This window comes from Aerococcus sp. 1KP-2016 (assembly GCF_002252085.1).
GTDB lineage: Bacteria > Bacillota > Bacilli > Lactobacillales > Aerococcaceae > Aerococcus.
In genome coordinates, this window is record NZ_NEEY01000024.1 from 1 (window position 1) to 19167 (window position 19167).

Annotated in this window: 15 protein-coding genes, 2 tRNA genes and 2 pseudogenes; 12 read left to right on the forward strand and 7 right to left on the reverse strand. The window is 40.1% G+C overall.

What is annotated here, in order from left to right:
* Positions 1–220: 220 nt before the first annotated feature.
* The 3 genes from glmM to cdaA all read right to left on the reverse strand — a co-directional run bounded on the left by glmM (position 221) and on the right by cdaA (position 3875).
* Positions 221–1588 (reverse strand): phosphoglucosamine mutase, encoded by a 1368-nt coding sequence (gene glmM / locus B9P78_RS05695; protein WP_094518540.1) that lies wholly within the window; start codon positions 1586–1588, stop codon positions 221–223.
* Between the two features lie 129 nt (positions 1589–1717).
* Complete coding sequence (locus B9P78_RS05700; RefSeq protein WP_094518541.1) at positions 1718–3031, reverse strand: YbbR-like domain-containing protein; 1314 nt, start codon at positions 3029–3031, stop codon at positions 1718–1720.
* Positions 3024–3875 (reverse strand): diadenylate cyclase CdaA, encoded by an 852-nt coding sequence (gene cdaA, locus B9P78_RS05705; protein WP_094518542.1) that lies wholly within the window; start codon positions 3873–3875, stop codon positions 3024–3026. The genes B9P78_RS05700 and cdaA overlap by 8 nt, the downstream gene beginning before the upstream one ends.
* A gap of 150 nt (positions 3876–4025) precedes the next feature.
* On the opposite strand from cdaA, the gene B9P78_RS05710 reads away from it, so the two are divergent.
* The 7 genes from B9P78_RS05710 (at position 4026) to B9P78_RS10215 (ending at position 9786) form a co-directional block, all read left to right on the forward strand.
* Positions 4026–4766 carry a pseudouridine synthase gene (locus B9P78_RS05710; RefSeq protein WP_094518543.1) on the forward strand — a complete coding sequence of 247 codons (741 nt, stop codon included), beginning with the start codon at positions 4026–4028 and terminating at the stop codon, positions 4764–4766.
* Between the two features lie 106 nt (positions 4767–4872).
* A tRNA-Tyr gene (locus B9P78_RS05715) sits at positions 4873–4953 on the forward strand.
* Between the two features lie 8 nt (positions 4954–4961).
* Positions 4962–5033, forward strand: a tRNA-Gln gene (locus B9P78_RS05720).
* Positions 5034–5562: 529 nt separating this feature from the next.
* A complete protein-coding gene (locus tag B9P78_RS05725) occupies positions 5563–6276 on the forward strand; it encodes a LysM peptidoglycan-binding domain-containing protein (protein ID WP_094518544.1) in 714 nt (237 codons plus the stop codon).
* A 470-nt stretch (positions 6277–6746) separates the two neighbouring features.
* Positions 6747–8558, forward strand: coding sequence for a glutamine--fructose-6-phosphate transaminase (isomerizing) (glmS, locus tag B9P78_RS05730; RefSeq protein WP_094518545.1), 1812 nt, complete (start codon positions 6747–6749; stop codon positions 8556–8558).
* Positions 8559–8750: 192 nt separating this feature from the next.
* Entirely contained in the window at positions 8751–9320 is a 570-nt protein-coding gene (locus B9P78_RS05735; protein ID WP_158520580.1) for a BppU family phage baseplate upper protein, read from the forward strand.
* Positions 9321–9342: 22 nt separating this feature from the next.
* Positions 9343–9786 carry a reverse transcriptase domain-containing protein gene (locus B9P78_RS10215; protein ID WP_233487751.1) on the forward strand — a complete coding sequence of 148 codons (444 nt, stop codon included), beginning with the start codon at positions 9343–9345 and terminating at the stop codon, positions 9784–9786.
* A gap of 335 nt (positions 9787–10121) precedes the next feature.
* Here the strand turns inward: B9P78_RS10215 and B9P78_RS05745 are convergent, their stop codons facing one another.
* The gene (locus B9P78_RS05745) at positions 10122–10823 is read right to left on the reverse strand and encodes a ferredoxin--NADP reductase (protein WP_158520581.1); all 702 of its coding nucleotides are present in this window, start codon (positions 10821–10823) and stop codon (positions 10122–10124) included.
* Between the two features lie 335 nt (positions 10824–11158).
* Between B9P78_RS05745 and purC the strand changes: the two are divergent.
* The 5 genes and pseudogenes from purC to purB all read left to right on the forward strand — a co-directional run bounded on the left by purC (position 11159) and on the right by purB (position 15009).
* Positions 11159–11880, forward strand: a pseudogene (purC, locus tag B9P78_RS05755) (phosphoribosylaminoimidazolesuccinocarboxamide synthase).
* 3 nt (positions 11881–11883) lie between these two features.
* Positions 11884–12171: a phosphoribosylformylglycinamidine synthase subunit PurS gene (locus B9P78_RS05760; protein WP_094518548.1), complete on the forward strand. Its 288-nt coding sequence runs from the start codon at positions 11884–11886 to the stop codon at positions 12169–12171.
* A complete protein-coding gene (gene purF, locus B9P78_RS05765; RefSeq protein WP_094518549.1) occupies positions 12147–13598 on the forward strand; it encodes an amidophosphoribosyltransferase in 1452 nt (483 codons plus the stop codon). The genes B9P78_RS05760 and purF overlap by 25 nt, the downstream gene beginning before the upstream one ends.
* A pseudogene (locus B9P78_RS09805) lies at positions 13597–13701 on the forward strand (hypothetical protein); the annotation flags it as partial. The gene purF and the pseudogene B9P78_RS09805, both read left to right, overlap by 2 nt.
* Before the next feature lie 12 nt (positions 13702–13713).
* Positions 13714–15009: an adenylosuccinate lyase gene (gene purB, locus B9P78_RS05770; protein ID WP_094518550.1), complete on the forward strand. Its 1296-nt coding sequence runs from the start codon at positions 13714–13716 to the stop codon at positions 15007–15009.
* Positions 15010–15636: 627 nt separating this feature from the next.
* Here purB and B9P78_RS05775 read toward each other — a convergent pair.
* From B9P78_RS05775 to B9P78_RS10225, 3 genes are read right to left on the reverse strand one after another with little or no spacing between them, the layout of a single operon-like run.
* A complete protein-coding gene (locus tag B9P78_RS05775; RefSeq protein ID WP_094518551.1) occupies positions 15637–17373 on the reverse strand; it encodes an ABC transporter ATP-binding protein in 1737 nt (578 codons plus the stop codon).
* Positions 17366–18526, reverse strand: a complete 1161-nt coding sequence (locus B9P78_RS10555) for an ABC transporter ATP-binding protein (RefSeq protein ID WP_255377086.1) — start codon at positions 18524–18526, stop codon at positions 17366–17368. Before B9P78_RS10555 ends, B9P78_RS05775 begins: the two co-directional genes overlap by 8 nt.
* Entirely contained in the window at positions 18412–19083 is a 672-nt protein-coding gene (locus tag B9P78_RS10225) for an ABC transporter transmembrane domain-containing protein (protein WP_255377087.1), read from the reverse strand. Before B9P78_RS10225 ends, B9P78_RS10555 begins: the two co-directional genes overlap by 115 nt.
* Positions 19084–19167 lie beyond the last annotated feature (84 nt).

Consider the following 19167-nt stretch of genomic DNA (forward strand, 5'->3'; position numbering starts at 1 on the left):
GTTTCACATAAAGTTTCAATCTATCAAGAGTCGCTCCGCTACTACTCTTGACAGATTGAAATTTATGAGAAGTATTGTCGACAATAGGAATTAAGCCAAATTGCATGTATTAAAAAAGAGCAGACCAATCGGTCCACTCTCATAAAATTTAGTCTAACTTTTTGGGTCCACTATAAATTTACCCAGTCTCGCTTTTTGATTGTATGTGATATGTAGAAAATTAGCCTTCGATACCGAATTCTGCACTTACTTGATCTGCAATACGTTTTGCGTATGCATGTGCATCTTCGTCAGTTTGTGCTTCAACCATAACGCGTAATAAGTTTTCTGTACCTGAAGGACGAACCAAGATACGACCATTACCAGCCATTTCAGTTGTTACTTCTTCAATTACCTGTTGAACAGTTTCAGAGTTCATTGCTTCTGTCTTACCTTCGCGCGTTACGCGAACGTTAATCAATTCTTGTGGGTAAGTTTTCATTTCACCAGCTAATTCTGATAATTTCTTACCTGAAGTTTTCAATACGTAAAGTAATTGAACAGCTGTTAAAAGACCGTCACCAGTGTTGTTGTAGTCCATGAAGATGATGTGGCCAGATTGTTCGCCACCTAAGTTATACCCTTTTGCACGCATTTCTTCTACGACATAACGGTCACCAACTTTAGTTTGCGGTGCTTTCATACCAGCTTCTTCAACCGCTTTGTGGAAACCTAGATTAGACATAACGGTTGAAACGACTGTGTTATCAACAAGTTTGCCACGTTCGTTTAAGAATTTCGCACAGATGAACATGATTTGGTCACCATCAACAAGGTTACCATTTTCGTCTACAGCTAAACAACGGTCGCCATCGCCATCGAAAGCAACACCGATATCAGCGCCTGTTTCTTTAACAAGTTCTTGTAATTTTTCAGGATGTGTAGAGCCAACACCTTTGTTGATGTTTACGCCATCTGGAGATGTTGCCATTGTTGTAAAGTCTGCACCTAAATCTGCAAACAAACGATTCACTAATGGCGATGTTGCACCATTCGCGCCATCTACTGCTACTTTGATTCCTGAAAGGTCACCAGTAATCGTAGAAGCTAAGAATTCTAAGTATTTACCAACAGCACTAGGGTTAGCGAATAAAGTACCTAAACCATCTGCTGAAGGGCGTGGAAGCGTGTCTTCTTCTTGATCTAATAATGCTTCAATTTCTTCTTCTTGTGCATCTGATAATTTGAAACCATCACTACCAAAGAATTTAATACCGTTATCTGGTGCAGGGTTATGGCTTGCTGAAATCATAACACCGGCAGTTGCACCTGTTGTACGTGTTAAATATGAAACAGCAGGGGTTGTAATAACACCTAATTGTTGTACTTCAATACCAACAGATAATAAACCTGCTGAAAGTGCTTGTTCTAATAATTGACCAGAAATACGTGTATCACGGGCAACTAAAACACGAGGATGTTCAATGCCTTCTGGTGCATGTTGCATTAATACATAACCACCAAAACGACCTAATTTAAATGCTAATTCAGGTGTTAACTCTTCATTAGCTAAACCACGAACACCATCAGTACCAAAGTATTTTCTCATAATCTACTCCTTTTATATCGAAGTCTTTGCTTCGAGTTTATTCATTGATATCTCTTTTATATTCCCAATAAACCTCAGATAGTCAATTTTTAGTGACTCGTCAGTAGAAAAAGGCTGTATTGGTTAATACTAGAAAAAACTTGCGAAAAATGCAAGTATTCCATTAAAAACATTTACACTTGATGAACCATCGCTCTGATCAGTTGATGCGTCATTATTAATTTCATCCGCCTGTACTTCACGATCAATGCCAGTAAAATTAGTATTTTCAGTATCATCAACACCAACAGATGTCTCGCTTGTGCTACTTGCTTCACTCGTTGCATCACTAGACGTTGATGAAGATTGAGAAGATTCAATTACGCTAGAACTAGCGCTTGACGCACTGGATGCTGCGGCACTTGAACTAGTCGCACTCGCACTGCTACTGGAAACACTTGAAGCGCTCGATGATGAGCTAGTCGCACTACTCGAATTTGAAGTAGATGTCGTTGGGACAACTTGCACGCGGACGGTTGTTGGAGACACTGCCTCAACTCCTGTAGGAACTTCAATCGGTGCATCTATCGTTGTTGTTTCAGTTATATTAGCCACATCAACGGTTGCTGTGACGCTATCAACGGCATTAATGACGTCGTAGTCACCGGATAAGGATGCATTTGGTCCGTCTAGTATTGTTGTCTTGTAGGTATAGTCATCCTGTTCATTGGTGACGTTCAGTTCAATCGGTACCACAGCAGCATCTGCATCTACAGAAACAGTTACCTCGACCTCAGTTGGATCGGTATTGATATTCAAAATATCGCCATCTGCATTTTCCGTAATCACGGTTGCTGTTGTCGTGTAATCTTCACTAAGATTATCTGGAATGGTAACACTAGTGTAAACCTGACTGACGCTATTAATATCTGAAGTGGCGCCCGTTAAGGTGACAGTACTTGTATTCGTCGTAATATCAGTAATACTATAACCATCTGCAACAGCATCACTATTGGCAATGTCAACCTGGACAGGCATTTCAGTAGTTTGTACGGTATCAATCGAAATATTGACACTAGAAGGTGAAATTTCATACGACACCGATTCTGGCAGATTTTCCATTTGTAGCTGGATATAATATGAACCTTCACCAAGGTCGGTTAAGTCCTCTGTCACAACTTTGAAATCATTTGCTTCTAAAGTTTGATCGATCACATTTTTAGGTCCTGATAAGCTAACAGAGACAGAATCTGGTAGACCACTAATGTAGTAATTATCAACATTTCCATCTATATATACCGGTACATTGTAAATCGTTTCCGTAGTTGCTTCACTCACATTTTGGAAGAAACTAATAGGATTCTCGTTATATTGCTCGGCCTTTACGTATACAAATAACAGTAGGGACAAGAATAAGGACATTAATAATAAAGCAATTTTGTTGTTATAGAATTTATTAATCATCCGACTTGCCACCTCCTGTTAATTGGTTGAACCAGTTGGATATGAAAGTATCGCTATTTTCGTCATCACTACTATGAATAAAGTTATCCGCTAAAATATGATATAAAGCATCTTTCGTTAAGTCGCGGGTGATTTCACCACGCTCCACAACGGAAATGCCACCAGTTTCTTCTGATACGACAATTGTTAAGGCATCAGTGACTTCACTTAAACCAACGGCAGCGCGGTGTCTGGTACCCAATTCTTTTGGAATATTGGGGTTTTCTGACAAGGGTAAATAACTCGCGGCCGATGTTATCGCCATATCTTGAATGATGACTGCACCATCATGAAGGGGCGTATTTGGAATAAATATATTAATCAACAATTGAGATGAAATTGCTGAGTTCAAGGTAATGCCCGTTGAAGCAAATTCATTCAAGGGTTGTGAGCGTTGCATGGAAATAAGGGCACCAATCCGACGTTTACTCATGTATTCACTCGCTTCAACAAGATCGCGAACCATTTTTTCGTTCGGATTACGGGCACCAGCTTCACGTTTACCGGCAAAGAACTGTTGGCCCAAATGATCTAACCCACGTCTAATTTCTGGTTGGAAAATCACAATTACCCCAATGACAGACCATTGAATGATGTTATTCATAATCCAATCAACGGTTTTCAGTTGAAATAGGGTAGAAATAATTTTGATCAGCAAAAAGATGAATACGCCATTCAAAATATTGAAGGCTTTCGTATTTTTCAAGATTTTTAAGAGCTGGAAAATAAAGAGCCAGACAATTAAAATATCAATTAGATTGAAAACATTTGTCCATGAAAAGATGCTTGACCAATCTATTTGCATGAATCTATCCTCCATTCTATTGTTTTTCACTTTAAATTATACCATAGTGGCAAATTGCTCATTGGCATTTAAGACACATTTTGCGAAAATTGTTCTATAATAAACATTTATTTATGTACGAAGATAGCACAAAGGGAAGAGGGTGGATACATGCTACTAGGACAATTGTTAATGGAAGCAAATCATATCACGCGAAAAGAGGTCAAACGATTACTGAAAGACGGGAGCATTCAAGTCAATCACCAAGTAACTCAGGACTATGCCAAAGTCGTGGATCCAGCTTGGATGGCTATCACCATTGATGGGGTTCCCCTAGAAAGTGATATGGGCCATACCTACTATATTGCACATAAACCCCAAGGTTACGTGTCTGCCAATAAGGATGCCCAATACCCAACGGTGTTAGACCTTATCGAGCCAAAGGATAATCCGGGAAATCTCGCTATTTCAGGTCGATTGGACCGCGACGCCCACGGTCTCGTATTTTTAACCAACAACGGTCAGCTCCACTATATTTTGCAACAACCTAAGTTTGATATCGAAAAGACTTACCGTGTGACGGTGAATGGGTTGATGGATGGGCAAATGATAGCAGCCTTCCAAGAAGGCATTGTTTTTGATGATGGGACGGTCTGTAAGCCGGCTGCCCTCGACATTCTAACCGCTAGTGAGCAGACGTCAACGGGCATTGTTCGAATTTCTCAAGGTCAACGTCATCAAATTAAGAAGATGTTCCTAGCTTGCGGGGTTAAGGTGACAGATTTATTTCGCCAAAAGATTGGACCAATGGACTTGGGCGAGTTGCCAGAAGGGGCATATCGACCCCTAAATGAAACGGAAAAATTAGCAATCATGAACTTGTTTCTTCTATATAATAGACGGAATGACTGACAGTAGTTTGATGTCGAAATCATGGTTGATAATTTTTTTGAAAAAATTTGAGAAAGATGCTTGAAAAAATTATTTTCAGATGCTATACTATTTAAGTACGATATTTGGAGGGATAGCGAAGTGGCCAAACGCAGCGGACTGTAAATCCGTTCCTTCGGGTTCGAAGGTTCGAATCCTTCTCCCTCCATTTAATATTGGGATATAGCCAAGCGGTAAGGCAACAGACTTTGACTCTGTCATGCGTTGGTTCGAATCCAGCTATCCCAGTAATTTATAGTAGAGACTGAACTTCGGTTCGGTCTTTTTTTATGCCTACATTTGTATAAATCGTTTTATATAAAGAAAATTTAACAAAGCAAGGGTCTTTTGTTACGAGGGTGTTTCTAAAGGCGAACGTTCATCGGGCTTGATATATCAACGTTTTTAGAATGTTTGTTTGTTTTGTTAGATTAAAAACCAATAAAATCAAGGGTTTTGTTACAAAATTTGTGAATTTTTCGTAATTATCACTTTTAACAAAAGAAGTCGCAAATTTTATATTACAGAAATATTACCAATTTACACAATCTTTGCAAAACACCGGTTTTAGGTTGCAAGTCAGTTAAGAGGCTTTAACAGATGCCCCAATTTAGTGCATTAGAAAAACGCTCGTGCTAAGATATTGCTTGTAGATAAGACAAGAGCTTCATCTAACAAGGCGCACCAATAAGAGTAGCGCCACGACATAGGCAAGATCATAACATTTTAAATAAAACATTTAAAAATATTCTTAACTGAATAAGGAGCGTATTAAAATATGAAATTAAACAAAATTATCTTAGGTACATCATTTGCATTAGCAAGTTTGTTCGCAGTAACAGCTAACAACGGTGTAGAAGCATCAACTTGGTCAGCACGTTCAACTAGCGAAGTTGTAGCAGACTTAGAAACATCTGTTGATGGATCAACTACTTCATACACTATCCAATACGGAGATACTTTAGGTGTTATCGCTTCAGCAGTATCTGTTGACTTGAACGACTTAGTAGCAATCAACGATATTCAAAACGCTAACTTAATCTTCCCAGGTACAAAACTTTCATTCGTAACAGATGAAGCTACTGGTGAAGTTGCAGAAGTTACCGTTGAAGATTCAACTACTGAAGAAGCAACAACTTATGATGTAGCTGAAGAAGTTGTTACTGAAACAGCTTACGTAGCACCAGCAGAAACTTATGCAGCTGAAGAAACTACTTACACTGCACCAGTAGAAGAAACTACTACAACTACAACAACTGCTGTTTCTTCAAACGCAGCTAAAGAAATCATTGCACAACGTGAATCAGGTGGATCTTACACTGCTTACAACGCTGCAGGTGGTTACTACGGTCGTTACCAATTGAACCCTTCATTAGTAGCGTACGGTGCTTCTCCAGCTGAACAAGAAGCTGCAGCAGATGCATATGTTGCTGAACGTTACGGTTCATGGGAAGCTGCTTTAGCATTCTGGAACGCTAACGGTTCATACTAAGATAAACTTAGCAAATTTTGCTAAATATATTCATACAATTAGAGGGAGTCAGGTTTATCCTGGCTCTTTTTTTGTGTACAGGATCTTTTGGTAAGTCAATGTAAGCTTATCAAGCTTGATAGGAAGTTAAGATATGGTTAAAATGCACGATATTACTGCAAATATATTGACATTGCATCTTTATATTTATAAAATGGATTGAGTTACTACTTTAATAAAATCTCATAGGGAGATAGCGCCAGACTTGTAGCAATACAGGAGACGAGGACTGAATTTATCGAAATATTCGGCGGATGATTCAGGGGCTGTACGGTCCATAGGTGAGGAAATAAGCTAGCTAATCAATGACTTAGAAACTCATTTTAGCTAGTCAAATAGCCACTAAGTGCGTAGTAACCAAATAAAATTGCGGCAGGCACTAGAAAACTAGGGCCTAATTTCATGCCGCCAAAATAGGAGGAAACTACAACATGTGTGGTATTGTAGGTTATATTGGTAATGGATCAGCTCAAGAGGTATTATTAAACGGTTTAGAACGTTTGGAATACCGAGGTTATGATTCAGCAGGTGTTTACGTTGTCGATGCAGAAGGTCAACAAGGTCATTTATTCCGTGAAGAAGGTCGAATCGCGAAATTAGAAAGCGAAGTAAACATGAACCTTGAAGCGCATACTGGTATCGGTCATACACGTTGGGCCACTCACGGTGAACCAAGTGTACGTAACGCTCACCCGCACCAATCAACTACTGGTCGTTTTACGTTAGTACATAACGGCGTTATTGAAAACTACAACGAAATTAAAGAATCGATCTTATCAGGTGTTACTTTCCATTCAGATACAGATACAGAAGTAGCTGTTAACTTAATTGAACATTATGCATTAACTGATGGCTTAGATGCAGAAGCTGCATTCTTAAAAGCATTGAATGTTATCGAAGGTTCATACGCATTTGCCTTAATCGATTCAGAAGAACCAGGTGTTGTATTTGCTGCAAAAAACAAATCACCATTATTGATTGGTAAAGGTACTGATTTCAACACAATCGTATCTGATGCAATGGCTTCAATCGATTTAACAGATCAATACGTTGAAATCTATGATGGCGAAATTGTTATCTTGACAGAAGACAACGTAACAATTAAAAACCTTAAAGGTGAAACTGTTGAACGTGATGCATACACTGCGCAATTAGATTCTTCAGATCTTGATAAAGGTACTTACCCATACTACATGATTAAAGAAATCGATGAGCAACCAGCTGTATTGCGTCGCGTCATTCAAGAATATGAAAATGAAGATGGCTTACTAACTGTTGATCAAGAAATTTTAGACACGATTCAAGATAGCGATCGTATCTACATCATTGGTGCGGGTACATCTATGCATGCAGGTTTAGTAGGTAAACATTTAATTGAAAACTTAATTGGTATTCCAACTGAAGTTCATGTATCTTCAGAATTTGCTTACAACATCCCAGTATTAAGCAAGAAACCATTCTTTATTTACTTAACACAATCTGGTGAAACTGCAGATAGCCGTCAAGTATTAGTACAAACCAACAAATTAGGCTACAAATCTCTAACAATCACTAATGTGAAAGGTTCTACTTTATCACGTGAAGCGGATTACACAATGCTGCTACATGCAGGTCCAGAAATCGCTGTAGCTTCAACAAAAGCATATACAGCTCAAATTGCTGTTGTTGCCGTGTTAGTTGAAGCATTACGTAGAGATTTAGGTATTGAAGCGAAATTTGATATGAAACATGAATTATCAATCATTGCGAATGCAATCCAAATCTTAATTGATGAAAAAGACCATATTCATGCTTTGGCAACTGAAATGTTCACCGATAAATCTAGCGCCTTCTTCATCGGCCGTGGTGTTGACTACGAAGTGAGCCGAGAAGCAGCCTTAAAATTAAAAGAAATTTCTTATATCCAAGCAGAAGGTTTTGCTGCTGGTGAGTTGAAACACGGTACTATTTCGCTAATTGAAGATGGTACACCTGTTATTGGTATCATCACACAAGCACATACCGCGGCTCATGCTCGTGGTAATGTTGAAGAAACACGTTCACGTGGTGCGCATACTATGGTCATCTCTATGAAAGGTTTAGACCGTGAAGGCGACGATATCGTTTTACCTGCAGTAGAAGGTTTACTTTCACCATTAGTAAGTGTTATTCCAACGCAATTATTGGCTTACTATGCAACTTTAGACCGTGGTCTAGATGTTGATAAGCCACGTAACCTTGCTAAATCAGTAACAGTTGAATAATCAAAAGCTTAAGCGAAGAGGCTGGTGTAGCTTTATAAAAAAGATTGATCATTTATAATAAAGTTCGTTCATTTAAAACAAAGTTTGATTATTTATAATAAAGTTTAATTAAAGCAACCTCTATGGGTATGATGTCCATAAGAGGTTGTTTTTTTGTTTTAAAATTAAAAATTAATAAAGAGGAGAATTTATTTGTTAGAAAATTTTAGAAAAACTCAACTGATTTGGGATAAAGCGTCGACCAAAATAAAGGATTATCTAAGAGCGAACTCGTCGGACAATCACGGTAGAAAACTAAGCGTCACAGTAACAGATGATGGTAGAGTCGTTGATTTAACAGGGGTTTCTTTGATGCTATACTGGGAATCGCAAGATAAAAAAGTAAATGGATTAGATTCATTTACTGCGGTTCACGCACAGACTGGACAATTTGAAATTTATTACACACCCGAGCTACTAAGCAATGTAGGTGATCTAAATGCACAGCTAGTATTGATTGATGGTTCAGGTCGAGTGGCTAGTGAAACTTTTGAAATTCGAATTTTTAAAGGTGTTGATGATGGGGCTGTTGTTGGACAGGCTAGTTTTACTGCGTTGACAGACGCATTATTAAACGCTCAGAAGCTTGAAGAAAACTATGCACCAAGATTAAATGCGGTAAAGATTAACAAAGCTGATAAGTCAGAAGTGAATAACCTTACCGCGCAGTTGGTTCTTACAGAGCGGTGTCATAGGTCTGTCTGGCGAATTCGTAGAAAGTAACACAGGCGCACCACAAGGTGGCGTGATTTCGCCCCTACTCTGTAACGTATACTTACATGAACTGGATAAAGAAGTGAAGCAGAGAGGACTCCGTTTCGTCCGGTTCGCTGATGACTTCGTCATCTTTGTGAAGTCAAAACGAGCCGGTGAACATGTGCTCCAAAGTATCACTCGCTTCATTGAAAAACACCTGAAACTAACTGTCAACCAAGAGAAAAGTAAAGTGGGTTCCCCAACGCGTTTAAAGTTCTTGGGTTGTCTGATAACCACAGTGAATGGGGTCTGTCGCTACAGAGCTTCGAACGAAGCCAAAGCGAAATTCATTCGCACCTTGAAACGCTTGACCAAACGTAAGCGAGCAGGGACATTTGATGAGATTGTCAAAGAGATAAACAGCCGAACAAGAGGCTGGGTAAATTATTTTGGCACAGGTTTCATCAAAACCTTCGTAACTAAAGTAGAGTAATGGCTCCATCACCGAATCAGGCAACTAATTTTAAAGAGATGGAAAAATCCACGTACTAAGATTAGCAGATTAATGCGTTTAGGTCTAGATATGGACAGTGCTAAACGCATTGGTTACTCCAGAAAGAAATACTGGAGACTGTCAAAAACACCTGAAGTTCATTGGGTGCTTACAACGAAAAGACTCTACCAGTGGAACGTAGTTTCACTACGAGACCTGGCAGAGTCTGCTTACTTAAGATATTGAACCGCCGTATACGGAACCGTACGTACGGTGGTGTGAGAGGACGGTAAATAAATTAATTATTTACCTCCTACTCGATTTTTTAGACCTGCTCAGCTAAGAAAATCTGAACGAAACCGTTCATGCTTATCGATTGTGATATGCTCACCAGAAATCCCGTATTCACGCAGTGTGGCGATGGTTTCTCTAAGGAAGTCATCGCTGCCGACGATATAGAAGAAGGCGTTAGTATCAACAGCCAGTCTGTTCACTTCCTGATAGTAAGCCGGACGGTCAGTGACGTACTGAGCTGTCAGAGACGGATCTGACTCTTGTTCAAACAAACTAGAGAAGAGTTGCTCACCAGACGAGTCGATATATAGAGAATGAAGCGAATCTATTCTGTTAGAATCATTTAAGTACTGCATAATGAGAGGTCTGAATGAAGCGATGCCGACCCCGCATGACAACAGGTAAATGGGTCTGTCTTCTCGCTTCAATGGGATATTTGTATGTGTCTTGAACAGGGCAAATGAGCTTCCGCTTTTAAGTTCAGCCAGATGAATCTTGTATCTTGAGCGCTCTGCTCTAAGGCGAGTCGTGATGCCGATTGTGTTTTCTTCTGGAAGAGTTGCGATCGACATATGCCGGACCAGCCCTTTGTCAGGTTTTTCTTCGCTATTGAATCCTTCCAGTACCAGGTGAGTGTGCGCGCCTTCTTCCCAGGTGAAGCCCTCTGGGAGGTCGAGGTAGAATGTTTTTGTGTCTGTGGCCTCATCAATGACGTCTACAAGGGTTGTCCAGTATATCTGCATGTGAATCATCTCCTAAGTGTGAGTCTGTCAGCGAATTGTGTTTAATTAAATTTTGTGAATAGTTTTACGAACTCTGATCTTAAAATCACTATTCAAGGATAAATAGTCAGCAATGTTCGTTAATTACAAAACATTAGAATATTTTAATCTGTAAATTCAGCTTTATAAACATGAAACATGAACATTATACAAAATGTCACTCATAAATAGACGCTCAAAGGTTGACTCTATTCTTTAGACAATTTATGATAAGGCTATATCGATAAATTAGAACGATTGAAAGTATAGATGTGTTTAATGTTCGTGTTTAACCAAGTTCTGAAAGGGGTATTCAGTTGATAAAGAGAGACCTGTTATATGAAGGCAAGGCAAAACAATTATATGAGACCAGTGAACCCAACATCCTTTGGGTCACGTATAAAGATCAGGCCACAGCTGGGAATGGAGCCAAGAAAGAAGCCATAGCCGGTAAAGGGCAGCTGAATAACCAGATTACCAGCATGATCTTCAAAAAGCTGAAGGAGAAGGATATTCCAAGTCACTTCATCATGGAAGTGTCTGAAACGGATCAGCTGATTGAAAAAGTGGATATGTTCGATCTTGAGGTTGTCGTCAGAAATGTCGCTGCTGGAAGCTTTTCCAGACGCTCGGTGTAGACGAGGGGACGGAGCTGGCCTTTCCGGTTCTGGAATTTTACCTCAAGGATGACGGACTGAACGATCCGCTCATTAATGATGATCATGTGCTTGCACTTAATCTGGCTGACCAGAAAGAAATTGACGAAATTAAAAGACAGGCTCACAACATCAACCAGTCGCTGATTGAGATTTACAGTGAGGCCGGCATCAGATTGATCGACTTCAAGCTGGAATTTGGAAAGGCTGCGAAAGAACAAATCGTTCTGGCAGATGAAATTTCACCGGACACATGCCGTCTATGGGATGAAAAGACGAACGATCGTCTGGACAAGGATGTCTTCAGACAGGATCTCGGCGACATTATCCCACTATATCAGGAAGTACTCGACCGTCTGACGAGAGATCAAAAGGAGAAGTGACTCATGTATAACGTAAAAGTATATGTAACCTATAAAGAATCAATTCTGGATCCTCAGGGAGAAGCGGTAAGAGGAGCCGTTCACCGTATGGGCTTCGATGAATCTGTCAGATCTGAAAACGCCGAAGCAGTCAAAGAAGTATTTGGACAAGATGCCGTTGAAATCGGTGAAGTAAAAGATACACGAATCGCTGAAATCCGTACGCAGACGGAAGAGCTGACTATTGATGTTAAAGAATTGAAAGACTTATGGGAAGGAGCCATTCCTTGGTTGCTGAAATCAAAAGCTTAAATGAAGAATGTGGCGTATTCGGTGTGTGGGGACACCCGGATGCAGCTCAGCTGAATTTTTTCGGTCTGCATAGCCTGCAGCACCGCGGTCAGGAAGGCGCAGGGATTGTGACCAATCGCAATGGGCGTCTGAAAGGACACCGTGACTTGGGACTTTTATCTGAAGTGTTTAAAGATGAACGTGAACTGATCCGCCTGTCGGGAGAAGCTGGGATTGGACATGTCCGTTACAGCACTGCCGGTAGCAACAGTATCTTAAACATTCAACCGTTCCTGTTCAAGTTTCAAGATGAGGAGCTGGCGCTGGCCCATAATGGGAATTTGATCAATGCAGTGAGTCTGCGCCAGGAACTCGAGCAGGCTGGGGCGATTTTTCATTCAAACTCGGATACTGAAATCCTGATGCACCTGATCCGTAAAAGCAAGCAGGATACACTGATCGACCGAATCAAAGAAAGTCTGAATACCGTAAAAGGTGCGTTTGCTTATGTCATGCTGACGCCTGATGCATTGATCGGTGCACTGGATCCGAACGGTTTCCGTCCTTTATCCATTGGACAGATGGAAAATGGTGCCTACGTACTTGCAAGTGAAACCTGTGCCCTTGATGTTGTCGGAGCAGAATTTGTCCGTGCCGTTCAGCCGGGTGAACTGGTTATTATCGATGATTCGGGTTACCGAATCGAAACCTATACTGACCAGACACTGCTTCAGATCTGCTCCATGGAATTTATCTACTTTGCTCGCCCGGATTCAAATATTGCTGGAGTCAATGTCCATACTGCACGTAAGAATATGGGCAAACGTCTGGCTGAAGAAGCACCGGTCGATGCAGATATGGTTATCGGTGTCCCTAACTCATCTTTGTCCGCAGCTAGCGGGTATGCAGAAGCGAGTGGGATCCCTTATGAAATGGGACTAGTCAAGAACCAGTATGTTGCACGCACATTCATCCAGCCGACTCAGGAACTGAGAGAACAAGGTGTAAGAATGAAACTCTCTGCTGTTCGAGGTGTGGTGGCCGGTAAGAAAGTGATCATGGTGGATGATTCCATCGTTCGCGGCACGACTAGCCGACGCATCGTTCAGTTATTGAAAGAAGCTGGAGCAGCGGAGGTACATGTCCGCATTTCATCTCCACCTTTGAAATACCCATGTTTCTACGGAATCGATATTCAGAACCAGAAAGAACTGATTGCTGCAGATTATTCAGTGGAAGAAATCCGAGAGAAAATCGGTGCAGACAGTCTGTCATTTTTAAGTGTCGAAGGGACAGTGGACTCGATCGGACTGAAGTTCGATGCGCCACATAATGGTCTGTGTATGTCTTACTTTACTGGAGACTACCCGACACCTTTATATGACTATGAAACAGACTATATGAATACTCTGGCTAAACTCAGAGAAAGCAAGCCGTTAAGGGTATAAAAAACAAGACAAGACCGGGCGAAAGATGGGGCACGTGACCATACTGACGGCTGATACCGAGAAGACACTGAAAGACATTGAAGAAACGAAAATCTGGAATTAGGAGACTGGTATAATGATCGAACGCTACACGCGACCTGAAATGAAAGAATTATGGTCAGAGGAGAACCGCTACAAGTCATGGCTGGAAGTTGAGATCCTAGCTGATGAAGCCTGGGCCGAACTGGGAGAGATTCCTAAAGAAGACGTTCAGAAGATCCGAGCGCATGCCTCTTTTGATATTGCCCGTATTCTGGAAATCGAAAAAGAAACGAAACATGACGTGGTCGCTTTCACACGAGCCGTTTCTGAAACGTTGGGAGACGAAAAGAAATGGGTCCACTACGGATTAACCAGTACAGATGTCGTTGATACAGCTTACGGTTACCAGCTGAAACAGGTCAATGATGTACTCAGAAAAGACCTTCAGCAGCTGCTTGAAGTTATCGGTGAAAAAGCGAAAGAGCATAAGCATACGGTGACCATGGGACGCACGCACGGTGTTCACGCTGAACCGACTACCTTTGGTCTGAAGCTGGCGCTCTGGTATTCAGAAATGAAACGCCACATCGAACGGTTCGAACACGCAGCTAAAGGCGTAGAAGCCGGAAAAATCAGTGGAGCAGTTGGAACGTTTGCCAATATCCCGCCATTTGTTGAAAAGTATGTCTGCGATAAACTGGGAACGCGTCCTCAGGAAATTTCGACCCAGGTTCTGCCACGCGATCTGCATGCGGAATATATTAGCACCATTGCCCTTATTGCAACCAGCGTTGAAAAGTTTGCGACCGAAATCAGAGGCCTGCAGAAGTCGGAAACTAGAGAAGTGGAAGAAGGTTTTGCTAAAGGTCAGAAAGGCTCCTCAGCAATGCCTCACAAACGTAACCCGATCGGATCTGAGAATATGGCCGGACTGGCGCGTGTGATCAGAGGGCACATGGTGACAGCTTACGAGAACGTCAGCTTATGGCATGAGCGTGATATTTCGCACTCATCTGCGGAACGCATTATTTTGCCTGACAGCACGACCCTGCTAAACTACATGCTGAACCGATTTGCCAATATCGTCTGCAATCTGACCGTGTTCCCTGAGAACATGAAACGCAATATGGATGCAACACTTGGTCTGATCTACAGCCAGCGTGTATTGCTGAAGCTGATCGATAAAGGCCTCAGCCGGGAAGAAGCTTACGACCTGGTTCAGCCCAAAACTGCCATTGCTTGGGATGAACAGACAGCATTCCGACCACTGCTTGAAGAGGACGAGAAGATTATGTCCATTCTGAATGCTGAAGATATCGAAGATGCTTTTGACTATAACTACCATCTGAAAAATGTAGATGAAATATTTGAACGTGTTGGACTGAATTAATTAAAGCACCTGTCGGGACAGTAAAAGGGATTGTTTCGGCAGGTGTTGTTTGGTAAGACCGTAATGGAATTTTTGAATTAAGTTTGATAGCTTATAAAATGTAGGCTAAAATGTTTTAATTTTAAATTGTCTAGTTTCGGATTTTGACTCAATTCTGAACAGATATATGGAAATAATCAAACTTTTTTATAAAAAGTAAATCTGCTTAACTATGAAACCCGTATGTTTTGATCAATCTTTGTTCAAAACGCGTGAGTTTCTTTTCTGATAAAAACAAAGTTTGTAGCTTCCTTTTAATCAAACTTTATTTCAAACCAACAGCTGGGACAAAAGATTAAAATCATAGATTTTTCGTCCTTACAGTGTACGTTCCTTATGAGCCGTGGGACCATTGAAAGCCAAGGTCTTTCAATTTGAAATCGAGCCAAGGTCTCGATTTCATCCTATTTCACGGCTAAGGAACTACAGTTTCAGTCCTTTAACCTGTTTCCGTGATATATTTCAATCAAAATTTATAAAAATTTTTCAAAGTAAAAGGCGTACACAACTCTTTTTAAGTATTGTGTACGCCTTTTTAGAGGCCTTTTGTCCCAGCCACACCTTTTACATCATTTCACAATGTTTCTTTTAGGTTTGATATTCAAATTGTGATTGATATAAGTGATAGTATTTGCCCTTTTTAGCCAACAAATCCAAATGGTTACCTTGTTCCAATACATGTCCATTTTCCATATATAAAATTTGGTCTGCATTTTCAATTGTTGAAAGACGATGCGCCACGATGAATGTAGTATGATTTTGCATCATTTTATCAAATGTGATTTGAATCGTTTTCTCGGTCATTGTATCAATTGACGAAGTCGCTTCATCTAAAATCAACATTTCTGGATTCGTCAGCATGATACGGGCAATACAAATTAATTGCTCCTGGCCTTTTGAAATATTTATCCCATTTTCACTTAAATGGAAATCATAACCATTATCCATTTGCATAATCATATCGTGAATTTGTGCTTTTTTTGCTACTGCTATCACTTCATCCATTGTAGCACCAGCTTTTCCATAGGCAATGTTTTCAAAAATTGTGCCTTCAAATATCCAAGAATCTTGCAGTACCATCCCAAATTTTTGACGTAAATATGATCGTTCCATATCCAAAGTATTGACCCCATTAATATGAATACCACCAGCAACTGGATCGTAAAATCGCATCAATAAATTGATTAGTGTTGTTTTCCCAGCCCCTGTTGGTCCCACAACTGCGACTGTATCCCCAGCCTTTACGTAAACATTCAAATCCTCAATCAGTGGTCGTTCTTCTTCGTAATAGAAAGTTAAATCTTCAAAAATGACATCACCACTTACGGTATCTGCTTGTAAATGATGACGTGACGGTGCTTCCTCCTCCGCATGTAGTAAATCATATACGCGCGTTGCCGCAGCTAAAGAAGTTTGCATTTCACTTATAATAGAAGATATATCATTGAATGGTTTATTATATTGGTTAGCATAGGTAAGAAATGAAGAAAAAATCCCTACAGTTAGTTGGCCGTTAACAACGGTAAAAGCACCGACTATACCGACAATCGCATAAACAACCGAGTTTAACACTCGCGATGTCGGGTTAATCAAAGCACCATAAAATTGGGACCACATGCCAGATTGATGCACTTCAGCATTGATAGCATCAAATTCTTTGATTGCATGGTCTTCAAAAGTGAACGCACGTACGATATTTTGCCCATGTGCCATCTCATCCGCAAAACCACCCAACTTACCTCGTGCGTTTACCTGCTCAGTAAAGCGGTTATAAGTGCCACTCGCAATAAAATAGGACACGATTACTGAAATTGGTGTTAATAAAATAACGATTAAACCAATCTTCACATTCAATGAAAGCATCATGATAATGACACCCAATATTAAAATCACTCCTGAGAATAAATTGTTAAAACTTTGTAATAAGCCATTCCCAACTAAATCAACATCATTGATTACTCGGCTTACTAAGTCACCCAACGAACGACCGTCCACAAAACGTAACGGTAAGCGTTGAATTTTATGGAAAGCATCACGATGTAAATCAGCGATAATGTTGTAGGTTAATTTATTGGAAGTCAGATTTTGTAAATATTGTGCTAAACCCGCTACGAAAGCAAATAAACCCAACCATAAGATAGCATTCCATAACTTATCATAATTTACTTGGCCAAACCCTACAATTTCATTAATCGCCCGTCCAATTTGGATTGGAATTAAAACTTGAAAAACGACTGTAACAGTAGAAAATACAAATAATAAGATGGTTAATAAGCGATAATCCTTCATATAGTGTAATAACCAAGAAAAGGTCTTCTTATTCATGACTTGCCCCTCCTTGCTGTTGCAACTGTGAATCGACAATTGCTTGATAAATTTCTGTAGTTTCCAGTAACGCTTCATGCGAACCAATACCTGCAATTTGTCCCTTATTCATTACTAAGATTTGATCTGCATGTTGTACAGAAGATACGCGTTGTGAAATCATCACTACTGTCGTATTTAACCTATTTAAGGCTGTTCGTAATTTCGCTTCAGTCGCAAAATCTAAAGCCGACGTTGCATCATCCAAAATTAGCAAACGCGGTTTACCAACTAAGGCTCTGGCTATCGTCAGACGTTGCCTTTGTCCCCCTGAGAAGTTTTTGCCGCCTTCATTTACTACTAAATCAAGCCCTCCACCTGTTTTCGCTACAAATTCCTTGGCTTGTGCAATTGCTAAAGTATCCCATAATACCTCATCAGAGATATTCACTTTACCCATTAATAAATTTTCCCGTAAGGTACCCGAGAACAATTTAGCAGTTTGTGGCACCAAGCCAATTGCTTGCCGATACTGTGTCAAATCAAGTGATTGCAATTTGTCCCCATTCACCAAAATTTCACCTTCATTTACATCATCGTTACGTAACATTAGATTTACTAATGTTGATTTACCAGATGCCGTCCCCCCAATAATTCCGAAGAAATCACCGGGTTGAATATGAAAGGAAATGTTTTCAATAGTATGACGACTGCCATAAGCAAATGTTACATTATCGAAAGTCAGCGCCATTGGTTCATTTTGATTCACTTCATTTGAACCTGAAATAATTGTAGGTTCTAATACTAATACTTCATCAATTCGACGAATACCTACAATTCCTCGGCTAAATACAAGTAATATATTGACTAATATATTCAAGGCCAACAAGATATTATTCATGTACTGCACTAATGCAACGACATCTCCTTGCATAAAGTGACCATTGTTTACCAAACGGCCACCAAATAGCAAAATAAAGCCTATCGCAATATTTACAAGTAACAAACTAGACGGATTTGCTAAAGCTTGAAAACTTCCCATCCTCATTTGTTCGTCTCTTAAATGCACATTCTCCGTTTCAAATCGCTCAATTTCATGATCCTCATTCGCGAATGCCCGGATGTCCCTAATCCCCGAGAAATTCTCACGAACAATACGCGATAATTGATCCATTTTTTCTGGATACGACCATTTTGTTTATTATTATAAAAGGTGATAAAAATTAAAATTGCCCCTATGATAAAACCACCTATAATAAATATCGGTGCTAATTCAGGACTAACATAGAAAGCCATAATGATTGAACCAAGTAATAAAACGGGTACGCGGGAACCCAATCGAATCATCAATGCAACTGCTAATTGTAAATTTTGCGTGTCATTCTCAATGCGCAATACAAGTGACGATGCGGTTAATTGATCCAGTTGTTTGCGATCAATTCGGTTCAATTGGGCGAACATTTCTTTTCGTAGACTTGTCCCTATATCTTGAGAAACTTTAGAGGCCAAATATTGACACACTAAGGCCGATAAGTAACCTAATATTGGTAATATAGCCAATAATATCCCTTGCCGTATAATCATCTCACGGTCTTGCATATTAATCCCTCTGTCAATTAAAGTTGCCATTGCAATGGGCACCAATAATTCTAAAATTGCTTCAACAACTTTCGCAATAAAGGCCAGAAAAGCCTGATTCTTATTGCTTAACAGTATATCTTTTACTCGCATATGCTATATGTACCAACTTTCATTTTCATTGCTCTCATCATATCATTAAATCAAATACAAAGTCATATAAATGCCCACTAAAAA

What these genes read in the sequence shown, in the direction of transcription:
- glmS (WP_094518545.1), top strand. Translation starts at nt 6,747, where the DNA reads ATGTGTGGTATTGTAGGTTATATTGGTAATGGATCAGCTCAAGAGGTA.
- B9P78_RS05760 (WP_094518548.1), top strand. Translation starts at nt 11,884, where the DNA reads ATGTATAACGTAAAAGTATATGTAACCTATAAAGAATCAATTCTGGAT.
- B9P78_RS05775 (WP_094518551.1), bottom strand. Translation starts at nt 17,373, where the DNA reads ATGAATAAGAAGACCTTTTCTTGGTTATTACACTATATGAAGGATTAT.
- B9P78_RS10225 (WP_255377087.1), bottom strand. Translation starts at nt 19,083, where the DNA reads ATGCGAGTAAAAGATATACTGTTAAGCAATAAGAATCAGGCTTTTCTG.
- purB (WP_094518550.1), top strand. Translation starts at nt 13,714, where the DNA reads ATGATCGAACGCTACACGCGACCTGAAATGAAAGAATTATGGTCAGAG.
- B9P78_RS05745 (WP_158520581.1), bottom strand. Translation starts at nt 10,823, where the DNA reads ATGCAGATATACTGGACAACCCTTGTAGACGTCATTGATGAGGCCACA.
- B9P78_RS05700 (WP_094518541.1), bottom strand. Translation starts at nt 3,031, where the DNA reads ATGATTAATAAATTCTATAACAACAAAATTGCTTTATTATTAATGTCC.
- B9P78_RS05710 (WP_094518543.1), top strand. Translation starts at nt 4,026, where the DNA reads ATGCTACTAGGACAATTGTTAATGGAAGCAAATCATATCACGCGAAAA.
- B9P78_RS10555 (WP_255377086.1), bottom strand. Translation starts at nt 18,526, where the DNA reads ATGGATCAATTATCGCGTATTGTTCGTGAGAATTTCTCGGGGATTAGG.
- cdaA (WP_094518542.1), bottom strand. Translation starts at nt 3,875, where the DNA reads ATGCAAATAGATTGGTCAAGCATCTTTTCATGGACAAATGTTTTCAAT.
- glmM (WP_094518540.1), bottom strand. Translation starts at nt 1,588, where the DNA reads ATGAGAAAATACTTTGGTACTGATGGTGTTCGTGGTTTAGCTAATGAA.
- B9P78_RS05725 (WP_094518544.1), top strand. Translation starts at nt 5,563, where the DNA reads ATGAAATTAAACAAAATTATCTTAGGTACATCATTTGCATTAGCAAGT.